The sequence below is a fragment of the Haloarcula sp. KBTZ06 genome, assembly GCF_048595605.1.
Classification (GTDB): domain Archaea; phylum Halobacteriota; class Halobacteria; order Halobacteriales; family Haloarculaceae; genus Haloarcula; species Haloarcula hispanica.
Window position 1 is genome coordinate 1517975 of record NZ_CP184337.1, and the last position, 15394, is coordinate 1533368.

10 protein-coding genes and 1 pseudogene are annotated in these 15394 nt (G+C 61.7%); 6 read left to right on the forward strand and 5 right to left on the reverse strand.

Annotated elements, in window-relative coordinates; genetic code table 11:
* Nucleotides 1-37 precede the first annotated feature (37 nt).
* From ACNO8S_RS07895 to ACNO8S_RS07910, 4 genes and pseudogenes are all read right to left on the reverse strand, one after another.
* Nucleotides 38-922: pseudogene (locus tag ACNO8S_RS07895) on the reverse strand (IS1595 family transposase).
* 425 nt (nt 923-1347) lie between these two features.
* On the reverse strand, nt 1348-1632 hold the full coding sequence (locus tag ACNO8S_RS07900; RefSeq protein ID WP_420182769.1) for a hypothetical protein: 285 nt from the start codon (nt 1630-1632) through the stop codon (nt 1348-1350).
* A gap of 490 nt (nt 1633-2122) precedes the next feature.
* Nucleotides 2123-2572: a UPF0179 family protein gene (locus ACNO8S_RS07905; RefSeq protein ID WP_420182770.1), complete on the reverse strand. Its 450-nt coding sequence runs from the start codon at nt 2570-2572 to the stop codon at nt 2123-2125.
* A gap of 32 nt (nt 2573-2604) precedes the next feature.
* Nucleotides 2605-2982, reverse strand: a complete 378-nt coding sequence (locus ACNO8S_RS07910) for a DUF5820 family protein (RefSeq protein ID WP_151103449.1) — start codon at nt 2980-2982, stop codon at nt 2605-2607.
* A 612-nt stretch (nt 2983-3594) separates the two neighbouring features.
* On the opposite strand from ACNO8S_RS07910, the gene ACNO8S_RS07915 reads away from it, so the two are divergent.
* From ACNO8S_RS07915 to ACNO8S_RS07935, 5 genes are all read left to right on the forward strand, one after another.
* Nucleotides 3595-5667 (forward strand): PrkA family serine protein kinase, encoded by a 2073-nt coding sequence (locus ACNO8S_RS07915; RefSeq protein WP_014040494.1) that lies wholly within the window; start codon nt 3595-3597, stop codon nt 5665-5667.
* The gene (locus ACNO8S_RS07920; RefSeq protein ID WP_191449344.1) at nt 5667-7949 is read left to right on the forward strand and encodes a PrkA family serine protein kinase; all 2283 of its coding nucleotides are present in this window, start codon (nt 5667-5669) and stop codon (nt 7947-7949) included. The genes ACNO8S_RS07915 and ACNO8S_RS07920 overlap by 1 nt, the downstream gene beginning before the upstream one ends.
* Nucleotides 7940-9253 carry a YeaH/YhbH family protein gene (locus ACNO8S_RS07925; RefSeq protein WP_146418111.1) on the forward strand — a complete coding sequence of 438 codons (1314 nt, stop codon included), beginning with the start codon at nt 7940-7942 and terminating at the stop codon, nt 9251-9253. The genes ACNO8S_RS07920 and ACNO8S_RS07925 overlap by 10 nt, the downstream gene beginning before the upstream one ends.
* Entirely contained in the window at nt 9250-12477 is a 3228-nt protein-coding gene (locus ACNO8S_RS07930; protein ID WP_050038142.1) for a SpoVR family protein, read from the forward strand. Before ACNO8S_RS07925 ends, ACNO8S_RS07930 begins: the two co-directional genes overlap by 4 nt.
* An 89-nt stretch (nt 12478-12566) precedes the next feature.
* Nucleotides 12567-12959 carry a secondary thiamine-phosphate synthase enzyme YjbQ gene (locus ACNO8S_RS07935; protein WP_014040498.1) on the forward strand — a complete coding sequence of 131 codons (393 nt, stop codon included), beginning with the start codon at nt 12567-12569 and terminating at the stop codon, nt 12957-12959.
* A gap of 30 nt (nt 12960-12989) precedes the next feature.
* Here ACNO8S_RS07935 and ACNO8S_RS07940 read toward each other — a convergent pair whose 3' ends face one another.
* Entirely contained in the window at nt 12990-14972 is a 1983-nt protein-coding gene (locus tag ACNO8S_RS07940; RefSeq protein ID WP_129755219.1) for an AMP-dependent synthetase/ligase, read from the reverse strand.
* A 159-nt stretch (nt 14973-15131) separates the two neighbouring features.
* On the opposite strand from ACNO8S_RS07940, the gene ACNO8S_RS07945 reads away from it, so the two are divergent.
* Nucleotides 15132-15341 (forward strand): hypothetical protein, encoded by a 210-nt coding sequence (locus ACNO8S_RS07945; protein WP_146418108.1) that lies wholly within the window; start codon nt 15132-15134, stop codon nt 15339-15341.
* Nucleotides 15342-15394 lie beyond the last annotated feature (53 nt).

The following is a 15394-nucleotide window of genomic DNA, read 5'->3' on the forward strand; positions in this document are numbered from 1 at the left end:
GTTTAATGAATCGCTCATCCGTAGCACATTGTTGATTTCATAGAGTTGCTCGAATAGCGTATTTGAGAGCATCTCGGCCGGGTTTCCGAAACAGCTCTCGGCGTAGCTGAAATGCTCTAAGATACTGTGTGAGCTTGTCTTTGGAGATACCTCGGTGGGGCGAGAGCCACCGTCGCACCCGCGACGCGTGGCTCTCGCAGGTGTTGACGTGCACCTCGTCGTCGGCGTATTCGCCGTCGCCGTGGATGACGTATTCGCGGTCGAATGCGTCGTCGTCTTCGAGCGGTTCGTACGCTCGAAAGCCGTCGGTATAGACAGTGATCGACTCCTGCTGGCGGTCAGCCAGCAGGAGTCGAATCGTCGATTCGTCTGCGGCTTTCGCCGGGATCACGTACCGTTGTCCGGTGCCACGGTCAGCGATGATGAACACGGGTGGCTTGTCTCCGCTGTACCGAACCACGCCCGCGCGTGGACAGGCCACGCGAGCGCGACCGGGAGTCGCGCTCGCGGCCTTTCTTCCCGGCAGAGACGTACACTTCGTCGATTTCGATCGGGCCGACGAGATCGAGGGAAGGCGCATCGAGCGCTCTGGCGAAGCGCTCGATGCGCCGGTGCATGGTTTTGTGTGTTACCTCGATTTCGCACTGTAGTTGACGAAGACTCGTGTTAAACCGGAGAAACGCGAAATTGAGAACAACCACCGTCGGAGCGCAATCTTCGAGTGAGCGAAAATTGTGCCCGTCTTGTCGTTGAACGTGCGGTCGCAATTCTTACAGAGATACCGTTGAAACTCTCTGCAGCTGCCGTTTCTGACCGTACGGTCAGAACGGCAGCGAGGACAGGTAGCACCATCACGCCAGCGAACCCGCTCCTACAGGTCCGCTGCGACCGATTCCGACCCAAACACATCTAGCGGAATCATTCGTGTCGGGCACCGCTGACGCGGTGCCCTTGTCCTCTTCGACTCCACAGCCACCGCTCTGCAGTATCAACAATCTCCTACGCAAGAGCGTTAATGAATTTACCGGTAAAGGTATTCAAATTCCTCTCCAGGCCTTTTTAAGGAAACCACTCTGTAAAACATCGTCCAGGCTTTCTAGTATCCGATACCTCTCATCAAGCACGGGACCAGCGGATTCACAACAAGGAAGCCTTGGACACCGAATATCGCGACAGGAAGGTGTCAGCTGTGATTTGCTTAACATGACAAAAGCAAGGGGGAGGTCGTAGCTGCGCGCGCAGCGAAGCGAGCACGGAGCGGAAGGTAGGGGGTGGGGTCACGGGGCCGCGGTCGAAACAAACGGGGAAAGGTCCCGCTAGTCGGTCGCTACCAACTCGGCGACCGGGTCAGTCGGCATGAGATGTTTCAACTGCCTCGTACACCGCTTGGGAGTGTACGATCTTGGATTTCGAAGTCGGCACAGTCTCACTCACCGTCTCAACTACGTCCGCCTGAGTCAGGGTTTTCACCGGTGTGAGCCGATCCGCCGCGTAAGCTCCCGACCCAGCCGTGGCCATTCGTACCGGGCCCGGCTCGATCGGGACTGAGTCGGCCACGTCTAGCAACCGCTCGCCGACACGTACCAGTTCAAGCCCTGTTTCCACATCGATGCTAGTCTCAACGAGGGTCATCACGACCCGGTCCACCGCCCGATTGCGAACCATCGGTGCGTCTACGGGCGTCTGCAACCGGGTCTTCCGTGTAGCTGGACACACTCGCTCACGACTTATCCTTTCGAACTATTGGGCCGGCGTTCGCTCCACGCTGCCTGCACACCCTGCTAACTGCACTGCACCAGCCGCCAGCGACTCCCAGGCCATCCGCCCGGCAACCGCGTGTCTTTGGCCGCTTCCAGATAGTGCGCCGCGTCCGTGGTGACGTGGCCGGGGAATTCCAGGTTGGCTTTGAGCATCCCGATAGCACGGAAGCCCTCGCTCAGCCACTGTGTCGATCCGACTGCATCGTGATCGCCTGTGGTGCTACCGCAATCGCTCCATCTTGTCTATCCATTCCGGGCTGAGCATGTCGCCCTTACCGTCGGTCGCGAGAAAGAACGTTGTGTGCAATTCCTTGCCCCGGGGATCAATAAGCTAACACACAGATACCAAAGAGTGCATTCAACTATTCTCCGGGTGCTTCCAACTCAACCAACGTCAAATCACGATCTAGCATGCAGTAATCATGCGGCGGATCGCCGATAATCTCGTCAATCCGATACTCTTCATCAAATTCAGCGCCGGCGGGCTCACAGTAGGGATGGCTGGGACACTCGGTGTGTGGACAGGGACCCATTAGCGAGGCCTTGCTTCCAGCGTACGCACCCTTCGAGGGGACGTTGGCCTGAATCGGTGCGGGCTCAACCTCGACGGCCCGAACGCCGTTTTCATGCACGGCACAGTCTAGCGTCTGGCCGCTCTGTCTGACGTTGGTAATTCGGTATCGGTTTCCGGTCGTCAGATTGAGGCATTGGTCGCGGTAGGGACAGCCCTCACAGCCGCTGGCTTCGCCGCGGTAGACGAACTCCGCGCCGGCCTCGGCGAGGCGCGTCCCGACGAGCGTGACAGTGGTCATACCGGGCTATAGAACGCCGCCACGGTAAAGCATCATGTCCGCCCGGTCAGGTCGTCCAGTTTATCCAGATACGCCTCGCGGGGCACCTGATACAGCGAGCGGTAGTCCAGTTCGCCGTCGGCGAACCGAGTAGCGAGTGCGACAGCGCCCTCAACGGCAGCGTCGCGGCCCTCGTAGGAATCGGCGTCGCGCTCGACTTCGGGCTCAAGATAAAAGGTGACGTACCAGCTTTCTCCGGTCCGGTCAGCGCCGGGGCGGCGGGTCCGTTTCCCGCGCGTGAGATAGATCGTCGGGAGACACGGCGCTGGAAACTGCTCGGAGTCGAAGATGTCCGGGCGGTACGCGAGGATGAGCTTGTCGTCGGTCTCGTTCCACACCGTCCAGTCTTCGGGAAGGGCCGACAGGTCCATACCGTCGAATTGGCGTGGACCGGCAAGAATCCGCTGGTCCGTCCCGAAATCCGCCGGGCCCGGATACCGACACTCGTGCTGACGGCGGCAACGTCGATACGTCAAGCCACAATATCGTGTGGGCCGTTCCCAGTCGCCAATCAAACCAGCAACAGATTCACATCAATCCAGCGCTAAACACTGGCCGACACACCGAAGAGAACAGTTGACAACCGACACAGTATATAAATCCAACTCGAAACCAATGATGCACGCTAACATACATATGGCCCACCATCCCCGTGTTCGGCCTATCACGGCGTCGGAATTTATCGGCGGTATACCCACAAGAGGGCAAAGTTCTTATACGAACAGAGTTCGTACGGTAAATAGTATCGGAAACAGTTCCACACTGTCTCCCGTTACCACAGCAGGTCGGAGCAGTCCCCGTGTTCCGCCCGGCAGGTCAGCCATGGAAGGGCACACGCGTCACCCTGCAGCGAAGGGTGATTCGGCGGCTGTACGCGGTCACATCTGCAGCGGACAGAACCGACGACGAGTAGCCACACAGCCCCGGGACCGTCCCGCAACAGTCGGCGGTCGCCTGCAGCCACGACGAACTACTGAGATAGCATGAGCAAGAACAAAGAGACACTCGAAGCGCTGAGCAAGGAGTACCGTGACACGATACCGGCGGACCTCCGGAAGACGAACACGTTCGACTGGTATCTACAACAGTTGTACGACGAACCGAAGGTAGCCCGCAACGCCCACCAGCGCGTGGCGGACATGTTCGACTACTACGGCAAGACCTACGACGAGGAGGCCGGCGTGGTCGAGTACGAACTGGCGAGCGAAGATCCGCTCAACGACGGCGAGAACACCTTCTACGGGCGAGTCATCCACGAGGCGATCCACGAGTTCGTCAACAAGGTCAAATCCGGCGCTCGCGGACTCGGCCCCGAGAAGCGCATCAAACTCCTCCTGGGGCCGGTCGGGTCGGGCAAGTCTGACTTCGACCGGCAGGTCCGGCGCTACTTCGAGGATTACACCAGCCGGGACGACGGGCGGATGTACACGTTCCGCTGGACGAACCTCTGTGACGTCATCCACGACCAGGACCCTGCCGACGACGTGGTCCGGTCGCCGATGAACCAGGACCCGCTCGTGCTCCTCCCACAGGAGCAGCGGGACAAGGTCATCGAGGACATCAACGCGGAACTCGATGCGCCTTACACCATCCGGAACGAGCAGTCGCTTGACCCCGCCTCGGAGTTCTACATGGACCGGCTGCTGGCCGAGTACGACGACGACCTCCAATCGGTCTTGGAGAACCACATCGAGATAATCCGCTTCGTCGCGGACGAGAACCAGCGCCGCGGTATCGAGACGTTCGAGCCCAAAGACAAGAAGAACCAGGACGAGACCGAACTCACCGGCGACGTCAACTACTCGAAGATCGCCATCTACGGCGAGAGCGACCCCCGCGCGTTCGACTACTCCGGGGCGTTCTGTAACGCCAACCGCGGGATCTTCTCTGGCGAGGAGTTGCTGAAGCTCCAGCGGGAGTTCCTCTATGACTTCCTCCACGCCAGTCAAGAACAGACAATCAAGCCCAAGAACAACCCCCGCATCGACATCGACCAGGTCATCGTCGGCCGGACGAACATGCCCGAGTACCGGGACAAGAAGGGCGACGAGAAGATGGAGGCGTTCAACGACCGGACCAAGCGCATCGACTTCCCGTACGTCCTCCAGTACGAGGCCGAAGCCAACATCTACCAGAAGATGCTCCGCAACGCCGACCTGCCGGACATCCAGGTCGAGCCACACACCCTAGAGATGGCGGGCCTGTTCGGCGTCCTCACCCGCATCGAGGAGCCGGACAACGAGTCCATCGACCTCGTACAGAAGGCGAAAGCCTACAACGGTGAAATCGACGAGGCCGACGACGTCGACGTGAAGAAGCTCCGCGAGGAGGCCGAGAAAATGGCCGACATCGGCGAGGGGATGGACGGCGTCTCTCCGCGGTTCATCGGCGACGAGATCGCCGAGGCCATCATGGATTCGATGCACCGCAGCCGGGACTTCCTCTCGCCGCTGACGACGTTCAACCACCTCGAGGGCAACCTCGAGAACCACGGCTCTATCGACGAGGAGTCGTTCAGCAAGTACTACCGCTTCCTCGAACTCGTCCGCGAGGAGTACAAGGAGCGGGCCATCGAGGACGTGCGCCACGCGCTGGCCTACGACATGGACGAGATCCAGCGCCAGGGCGAGAAGTACATGGACCACGTCATGGCCTACATCGACGACGCGACCGTCGAAGACGAACTCACCGGCCGCGAGCAGGAGCCGGACGAACAGTTCCTGCGCTCCGTCGAGGAGAAGCTCAACCTCCCCGAGGACCGCAAGGACGACTTCCGGCAGGAAGTGTCCAACTGGGTGTCCCGGCGTGCCCGCGAGGGTGATACGTTCAACCCACAGGACAACGACCGCCTGCGCCGTGCCCTCGAACGCAAGCTCTGGGAAGACAAGAAACACAACATCAACTTCTCCGCGCTGGTCTCCAGCTCGGAGATGGACGACGAGGAGCGCAACCAGTGGATCGACGCCCTCATCGAACAGGGCTACTCCGAGGAGGGCGCCAAGGAAGTCCTCGAGTTCGCCGGCGCGGAGGTCGCCAAAAGCGAGATGGAAGAGTAATGACCGGCGAGGAGTACATCGACCGCGCGGACGAGTCACTCGACGCCGCCTACGAGGCCCCGATGAGCCTCGCGGAGTACGTCGACACCGTCCTCGAAACGCCCCAGGTCGCAGCCCACGCTTCGAAGTACCTGCTCGATGCAATCGAGGACGCCGGAACACGGATCGTCATCGAGGAGGGCGAGGAGAAGGAGCGCTACCGCTTCTTCGACGACCCGCACAACGACGGGGAACACGCCATCCTCGGTAACACCGAGGTCCTGAACGCGTTCGTCGACGACCTCCGCTCGATTGCGGCGGGCCGCGGGAAAGACGAGAAGATCATCTGGCTCGAAGGACCGACGGCGACCGGCAAGTCCGAGCTCAAACGCTGTCTCATCAACGGCCTGCGGGAGTACTCGAAGACGCCCGAGGGGCGGCGCTACACCGTCGAGTGGAACGTCGCCGGGGCCGGCGGCAACGCCACCAGCATGACCTACGGGAACGCGGCCGTCGGGGACGAGGACGACTGGTACGAGAGCCCCGTCCAGGCCCACCCGCTGACGGTGTTCCCCGACGACGTCCGCACCGATCTGCTCGCCGAGGTCAACGAGCGCCTCGACGACCACATCCCGATCCGCGTCGACGGCGAACTCGACCCGTTCTCGAGGGAGGCCTACGACTTCCTCGAAGAACAGTACCGCCGGCAGGGCGAGACGGACCTGTTCTCGGCGGTCACCCAGCCCGCTCACCTCCGTGTGAAGAACTTCGTCGTGGACGTGGGCCACGGCATCGGCATCCTGCACTCCGAGGACGATGGCACGCCCAAGGAGCGGCTCGTCGGCTCGTGGATGCACGGCATGCTCCGCGAACTGGATTCGCGGGGGCGCAAGAACCCACAGGCGTTTAGCTACGACGGCGTCCTCTCCCAGGGCAACGGCCTGCTGACCGTCGTCGAGGACGCCGCCCAGCACGCTGACCTGCTCCAGAAGCTGCTGAACGTGCCCGACGAGTCTCACGTCAAACTCGACAAAGGCATCGGGATGGACGTGGACACCCAGCTCATCATCATCTCGAACCCGGACCTAGAGGCCCAGCTCAACAAACACGCCGACCGCGAGGGTCAGGACCCGCTGAAGGCGCTGAAACGCCGGTTGGACAAACACGAGTTCACGTACCTGACGAACCTCTCGCTCGAAGCCCAGCTCCTGCGGCGGGAGCTGACCAACGAGACGCAGGTGTGGGACCCCGAGACCTGGGACGAACTAGAGACGTGGATTCAGGAGCCACTGACCATCTCGGTTCGGGACGAAGTCGAGTCGGCGACCGACAAGGAGCTGGCCCCACACACAATCGAGTCCGCGGCGCTGTACGCCGTCGTCTCGCGGCTCGATAGCGCCGAAATCCCGACCGGGCTGGACCTCGTCGACAAAGCGCTGCTGTTCGACCGGGGCTACCTGATGGAGGGCGACGAGCGCGTCGACATCGACGACTACGATCTGGAGACCACCGCCGAGGACGGCGACCACGGTATTCCGGTCACCTACGTCCGCGATATCATCGCCGACCTGCTGCACGAACCACAGGACCGCCACCATCCCGACCTCCCGGTCGAACACGTTCTGATGCCCCGAGACGTGCTCAACGCCGTCGCCGAGGGACTGGTGGATGCCCCCGTGTTCTCCACTGGTGAGGCTACCGAGTACGAGGAGCGTGTTGTGACTGTCAAGAACTACATCTTCGGCCAGCAGGAACAGGACGTGCTCGACGCGATGATGCGGGACAAGCGCGTCGACGAGGCGACCGTCGAAGAGTACATCGAACAGGTCTACGCCTGGGAGTCCGACGACCAGATCGAAAACGAGCGGGGCGAACTCGTCGACCCGGACCCGCTGAAGATGAAGGTGTTCGAGATCGAACACCTGGGCCGCTTCGACGAGAAGAACTACGACGGCAACGAGCCCGACCACGCCGTCGAGCAGTTCCGCACCGACAAAATCATCACCGCCCTGAACCGCCACGCGTGGCAGCGCCGCGACGAGGAGTTCCGCGTCGGCGACGTCAACCCCAAGGAGATTCCGGTCATCAACACCGTCCTCGGGAGCTACGACTGGGACGACATCCAGCGGACCTACGCGGACTTCGAGCCCGGGCTGTGGGACAACCCCCCGTCCGGCACCGAGACGGCCCGCCTCAAGGACAAGACGCTGGATAACATGGTAGAGATGTTCGACTACACGCCGGCGTCGGCCGAACTGACGAGCCGTCACGTTATGAGCCAGGTGAGTTACAGATGGGACTGAAAGACGACCTCGAGCGGTACCGCGACGTGGGCGAGGAGCGCCGACAGGACCTCGCCGAGTTCATCCAGTACGGCGACCTCGGCCAGTCTCGGGGCGACTCCGTTCGTATCCCGATCAAGATCGTCGACCTCCCTGAGTTCGAGTACGACCAGCGCGATCAGGGTGGCGTCGGTCAGGGAGAAGGCGCCGAAGAGGGCGACCCGGTCGGCCAGCCACAGCCCCAGCCCGGCGACGACGGTGACGAGGACGGCGAACCCGGCGAGGAGGGCGGCGAACACGAGTACTACGAGATGGACCCCGAGGAGTTCGCCGAAGAACTCGACGAACAACTGGGGCTCGACCTCGAACCGAAGGGCAAGAAAGTCATCGAGGAAAAGGAAGGCGACTTCACGGACATCACCCGGACCGGCCCTTCCTCGACGCTGGACTTCGAGCGGCTGTTCAAGAAAGGACTCAAGCGCAAGCTCGCGATGGACTTCGACGAGGACTACGTCCGCGAGGCACTCAAAGTCGACGGCTGGGGGCCGGCCACCGTCTACGAGTGGACCCGCGAGGGGAACATGCCCGTCTCGAAGGCGTGGATCGACGACGCCTACGAGGAACTGCCTGCCGACGAGAAAGCCGTCTGGGACTCCATCGAGGAGATGGAGGACAACGTCGAAAAAGTCGAGACCTCACAGCGCATCCGCCGGGAGGGCGTCGACCAGATCCCGTTCCGTCGCGAGGACGAGCGCTACCGCTACCCCGAAATCGTCGAGGAGCGCGAGAAGAACGTCGTCGTCGTGAACATCCGGGACGTCTCCGGGTCGATGCGCCAGAAGAAGCGCGAACTCGTCGAGCGGACGTTCACGCCGCTTGACTGGTATCTCACCGGCAAGTACGACAACGCCGAGTTCGTCTACATCGCCCACGACGCCGACGCCTGGGAGGTCGAGCGCGAGGAGTTCTTCGGCATCCGCTCGGGCGGGGGCACCCGCATCTCCAGTGCGTACGAACTCGCCGCCGAAGTGCTCGAAGAGGAGTACCCCTGGAGCGAGTGGAACCGCTACGTGTTCGCGGCGGGCGACAGCGAGAACTCCTCGAACGACACCGAGGAGAAAGTAATCCCGCTGATGGAACAGATCCCGGCGAACCTCCACGCGTACGTGGAAACCCAGCCGAGCGGCAACGCCATCAACGCCACCCACGCCGAGGAGGTCGAACGCTCCTTCCGCGACGCCGACAACGTCGCGGTCGCGTACGTCTCCTCGCCGGAGGACGTGGTGGACGCCATCTACGACATACTCAGCACGGAGGACCAATGAACGACGATAGATTCGCGAAACAGCGCGTAGCCGACGACCTCGACGAACCCGTCGAGGAGGCTGGCAATCTCGCCAGAAAGCTCGGGCTGAAACCGTACCCGGTGAACTACTGGATCGTCGACTACGACGAGATGAACGAACTCATCGCCTACGGCGGGTTCCAGCAGCGATACCCGCACTGGCGCTGGGGAATGCAGTACGACCGCCAGCAGAAACAGGGCCAGTTCCTCGGCGGGAAGGCCTTCGAGATCGTCAACAACGACGACCCAGCCCACGCATTCCTTCAGGAATCGAACACGCTGGCTGACCAGAAGGCCGTCATCACCCACGTCGAAGCCCACGCGGACTTCTTCGCCAACAACGAGTGGTTCCGGATGTTCACCGACGGCTCCTCCCGGACGACGACCGATGCGTCCGGCGAGGACCGCCGCCGCGGCCCTGACGCCGCCGGGATGCTCGCCCGCCACGGCGACACCATCCAGGAGTACATGCAAGACCCCGACATTGAGCGGGCCGAGGTCGAGCGGTTCATCGACCACGTCCTCTGTCTGGAGGACAACATCGACCAGCATATTCCCTACAGCCCGGTCGAGACGGTCCCCGAGGAGTTCGAGGACATTGAAGGGGCGGACGTGACCGAGCAGCTGGATGATCTTGAACTCTCCGAGGAGGTCAAACGGCAGGTGTTCGACGAGGAGTGGCTGGACGCCCAGCGCGACGACGACGAGAACGTCACGTTCCCCGCCGAACCCGAGAAGGACGTGCTCGGCTTCCTCCGGAAACACGGCATGCAGTACGACGGGGACGCCGAACGCGCGACCGAGATGGAAGATTGGCAGACGGAACTCTTGGAACTGCTCCGACGGGAGGCCTACTACTTTGCGCCGCAGAAAATGACGAAGGTGATGAACGAGGGTTGGGCCTGTGTAGACCCTGAGACGCCGGTTTTCACGGCTGATGGGTTAGTTCCAATGGAGGACGTGGTATCGGACCATGTCACCGTCTCCGATGGTGAACAAGCACGCGAAGTGTACGACTCTAACATTATCCCGGACCACGATACCGTGACGATAGAGACACGTCGTGGGTTCGAGTTGACCGGATCGAACAATCACCGTGTGCGTCAGCCCGATGGAGACTGGGTCAGACTTGATGAACTGGAGACTGGCGATGAAATCGCCGTCACTGGCGGGAACGGGACGTGGCCCGAGACGAACGTCCCAATCGAGTGGACCTGTTCGGAATACACGTCGCTGAATGACGTCGCTGATGAGGCGGGTGTCTCCGTCTGGACCGTAATGCGGTATCGGCGTACAGGTAGCGCCGAAAAGGCTGAGGCTATCGACCGCGCACTCGACGGCTACGAAGAAGGCGGTAACGCTGGGTTGAGTAACAGAGAGTCGATCCGCATCCCTGAAACCGTTGATGAGTTATTCGGGCGATTCCTCGGTTTGTTAATCGGAGACGGACACGTTCCGTCGAATTCCCGCCATATCGGGTTTACATCCGGTAAACAGGCCCATGCGGAAGAGTTCGCTGGGCTTCTCTCGGAACTGTTCGGTATCGAAGCGACGGTCGAACGGCAGGAGTCACGGTGGCGAGTCTACGCGTATTCGAAGAATCTCCGTGACTTGCTCACTGAGGAATTCGACCTCCCAACTGGTGTCGCTGCTGCTGAAAAAACGGTCCCAGACCAGATTCTGCGGTCGCCGAAACAGGTGGTCGCCGAATTCATTCGCGGTCTATTCGACGCCGATGGGTACGCCGGAGAGCAGGGTGCGATCCTGTCGACAAAGAGCGAAGATCTCTCGAAAAGGGTTCAGCTACTACTGACGAACTTCGGAGTTCTGAGCCGACGGCGGGAGCAGTCGGACGGCTGCTATCACGTCCATCTCACCGGTGCGTCTGCAAACACCTTCGCCGACGAAATCGGGTTCGGATACGAGGCAAAAGCGACGGAACTGTCGACGTACCTCGATGAACTCGCCTGGTTCGAAACTGAATCGTGGACAGACGAAATTGTCGATGTCGAAACCGGCACCGGAGATGTGTATGATATCTCCGTTGAGGAGACGCATCGGTACGCTGCCGCGGGGTTCGTCAACCACAACTCCTACTGGGAATCCACGATGATGACCGGCGAACAGTTCGCCGGCGACGACGAGTTCATCCTCTACTCCGACCACATGTCGAAGGTGCTCGGGTCGGGCGGGCTGAACCCTTACAGCCTCGGCCTGGAGATCTGGGAGTACGTCGAGAACACGGAGAACCGCCGCGAGGTCATCGAGCGCCTGCTCCGCGTCGAGGGCATCACCTGGCGGAACTTCGACGAGAGTGTCGATTACAAGATGGTACAGGACCACCTCGAACCGCCGGCGTGGCTCACTGCTGTCCCGAACCACCTCGACGACCTCGACCCCGAGGACCCGCGGGTCGATAGCGACGGGCTGGCGGCGGCCCGCGACGGCGAGTTCGACGTGGAGCAGTACCCCTGGAAGGTGCTGACCTACGAGGGGCTGGCCCAGCGCCACTACTCGCTGGTCAAGCCCCAGTACCGCGGCTTCGTCTCCCGGGTTGGGCAGGAGGAACTGGAGCGGACCGCCCGCTACATGTTCGACAATTCGCGCTACGACAGCGTCGAAGACGCACTCGACGACGTGGATTACACCCGCGGGTGGGAGCGCATGCGGGAGATCCGCGAGAGCCACAACGACGTGACCTTCCTCGATGAGTTCCTCACCCAGGAGTTCGTCGACGACAACGACTACTTCACCTACGAGTACACCCACGCTTCGGGTGACTACCGGGTGACCTCGACGGACCACGAAGACGTCAAGAAGAAGCTCATGCTGCAGTTCACCAACTTCGGGAAGCCCACCGTCGTCGTCGAGGACGGTAACTACCAGAACCGCAACGAACTGCTGCTCGCTCATCAGTACAACGGCGTCATGCTCGACATCGGCCAGGCCAAGGAAGTGCTCAAGCGCACCTTCGAACTCTGGGGCCGACCGGTGAACCTGCTGACCATCGTCAAGGAGTTCGACGACCACGACGTGGAGGTCGCCAAGCGCCGCGACCGCGAGCCCGAACCAGAAGAGGTCGGCAAGCGCATCCGCTACGACGGCGACGAAGTGACTGTCACCGATGTCGACTGGTCCGAGGTCGAACACCTCACAGCAACTGACATCGACTACAACACCAAGCCGGACGAGTGGCTTGCCTGAAGGGCGGAGTTTGAACGAGGCCGGGTTTTCCGACCTGTGACGCTGAGCGTAGCGGTACGCTTGAGTTCCGTCCGCTCGTGGGCGCAGATATGCCAACGAATCGGTTCACTGTCGCGACTGACGACCAGCTCTCGGTAGTCGACATCACCGACCGAGTCCGGGACGTGATTCCCGAAGACGCCGAGGGGACCTGTACAGTGTTCGTCCGCCACACCACCGCGGGCATCACAGTCAACGAGGCCGAGCCGCGGCTGCTCGGTGACCTCAGTGACGCACTCGGGGACCTCGTCCCGGACAGCGGGTGGGACCACGACGAACTGGACGGCAACGCGGACGCACACGTCCGGGCGATGTTTGTGGGGCCGAGCGAGACGATTCCCGTCCGCGACGGGGGCCTCGATATGGGGACGTGGCAGTCCGTGCTGCTCGTCGACTGCGACGGGCCGCGAGAACGAGCCGTCGACGTGGTCGTCACCGACTGAGGCGGCGACAGCATTACTGACGACTACCAGTCAGACAGCCTCGACCTGCTGTTCGCCGTATATCTCTGCGAGTTTCTCGCGGTACGCGCTGCGGATGTTGCGGCGCTTCTTTTTCATCGACGGCGTTAGCAAGTCGTTCTCGGCGGTCCACTCCCGGGAGACGAGCGCGAACGACTTGATCCGCTCGACGCGTTCGAGTTCCTCGTTGACCGCGTCGACGGCAGTCTGGACCCACGCGTGGACGCGGTCGTCCTCGACTAGTTCCTCGGGGTCGTCGGGGAGGTCGACGCCCTCGCTGTCGGCCCACCGGCGGAGTTCCTCGAAGTTCGGGACGATTATCGCGCCGACGAACTTCTGGTCGTCGCCGACGACCATGACCTGATCGACCCGGTCGTTCGTCGCGAACTGGTCTTCGATGGGCTGTGGTGCGACGTTTTTCCCCGTCGAGAGGACGAGCAGTTCCTTGAGGCGGTCGTGATAGATGAGGAAGTCGTCGTCGGTCCGTTCGACGATGTCGCCGGTGCGGAACCACTGGGTGCCGTCGATTTCGGTGAAGGCCCGCGTCGTCGCGTCGGGCGCGTTCCAGTACCCCTGCGTGACGTTCGGGCCGTCGACGAGCAGTTCGCCCACGTCGCCAGTGACGCCGTCGAATTCGCTGGCGTCGACGACGTCGGTATCGATGTGAACGTCGACCTCAGTCAGCGGAGCACCCAGGGTTCCGGGACGGACGTCTTCCGGCGGGTTCACCGTCAGAACCGGTGAGGTCTCAGTGAGGCCGTACCCTTCGAGTATCGTCAGCCCCATCCCGAGGAACGTCTCACAGAGCGTTTTCGAGAGACTCCCGCCGCCGCTGACCATGAACTCGATGTTCCCACCGAGCCGTTCTTTGACCGTGCTGTAGACGAGTCGATCAGCGAGCGAGTGTTTCGCAGTGAGTATCGGTCCCGGGTCGTCAGTCCGGGCGTAGTCGCGGGCCACGTCCATCGACCAGTCGAAAATCCGCTTTTTGAGCGGGGACTCGCTGGCCTGCGTTCGCATATTGTCGAAAATACGCTCGTAAACTCTGGGGACGCTCAGCCCGGTCATCGGTTTGACGGTCTGGAGGTCGTCGGCCAGCGTATCCGGGCTTTCGGCGTAGCTCACAGCCGCGCCGGAGGCGTACATGAAGAAATGGCCCGCGAGGCGCTCGAAGACGTGCGCCAGGGGGAGGAACGCTATCGAACGCGTATCGGCGGTGACGGTCGGCAGGTCCGGCGGCTTGTCCGGTCGTGGCCCGATTCGCCTGCGGGCCTGATTGACGTTCGCTCGGAAGTTGCGGTGGGTGAGTTGGACCCCTTTCGGCTGGCCCGTCGTCCCGGAGGTGTAGATGAGGCTCGCCAGATCGTCGGGGTCGCGGTCGTCCAGCCAGGACTGGTACGCCGACTCGCTGAACGTCTCCTCGCCGCGCCTGTACACTGTTTCGAGTGTGTACACGTCCTCGCGGTCCACGTCGATGTCGTCCATGACGACGATGAACGAAAGCGACAGGTCCTCCTCGATAGCCAGGACACGGTCCAGCATCTCGGCGTTCTCCACGACGACGGCGCTCGCCTCTGGGTCCGACAGCAGATACTGCACCTGTTTCGGCGAGGAATCCGTGTACACGGTCGTCACCACCCCACCCGCAGACAGAACGGCAAAGTCGCTCAGCGCCCACTCCATCCGCGTGTTGGCCAGAATACCGACGCGGGCGTCCGGGCCGACACCGAGGTCACGGAACCCTGCGGCCAGGTATTTGACCAGGTGATGCATCCGCTCGTAGCTGATCTCGGCGTAGTCGCCGTCGGGAGCCGCCGGTATCACGTCGCCAGTCAGTGACCGGTCGTAGACACCACCCTTGTACAGTTGGGCGGTCGTGTCGGCGTTCCGGGCCGCGCTTGCGGCAAACATTTCGCCCAGCGTGTCGTCGCCGATGACGTCATCAGTGTGCGCTTCCTCGGCCGTCCGCCAGTCAGAGTGATTGCCCGCAGTCATGTCATACCGCAGTGTTCACTAGGCCAGCCCAAATATGTGCAGGATGTTAACACTCAATTGGTTTGTCGGAGTTGATTCCGTCAACGGTTTTGGAAGAAGGGGCGACGAGTGGCAACCTGTCACACCAAAGCTTTGCCATGAGAGCGAGATAGCCATCACATGGTCGTCTCGACGGAACCAGCCTGGGGTGATGCCGTGGAGCAGTTCGTCAAAGAGTACGAGAGCGCCATCGTGTACGCCGATATCGAGCAAGAGACAGTCCTGCACGAGGGAGCGGTTCGCGTGCTCGCAAACGGCTGGGTCGAACTACCAACGGGGCGACTGCTCTCACCAGAAGCAGTCCACCACATCGATGCGCAGGTGGACTGAAAAGAGCGTGCGAGTTTGCCAGCGAAGGGATGCACCCGAACGGCCGGAGTCGC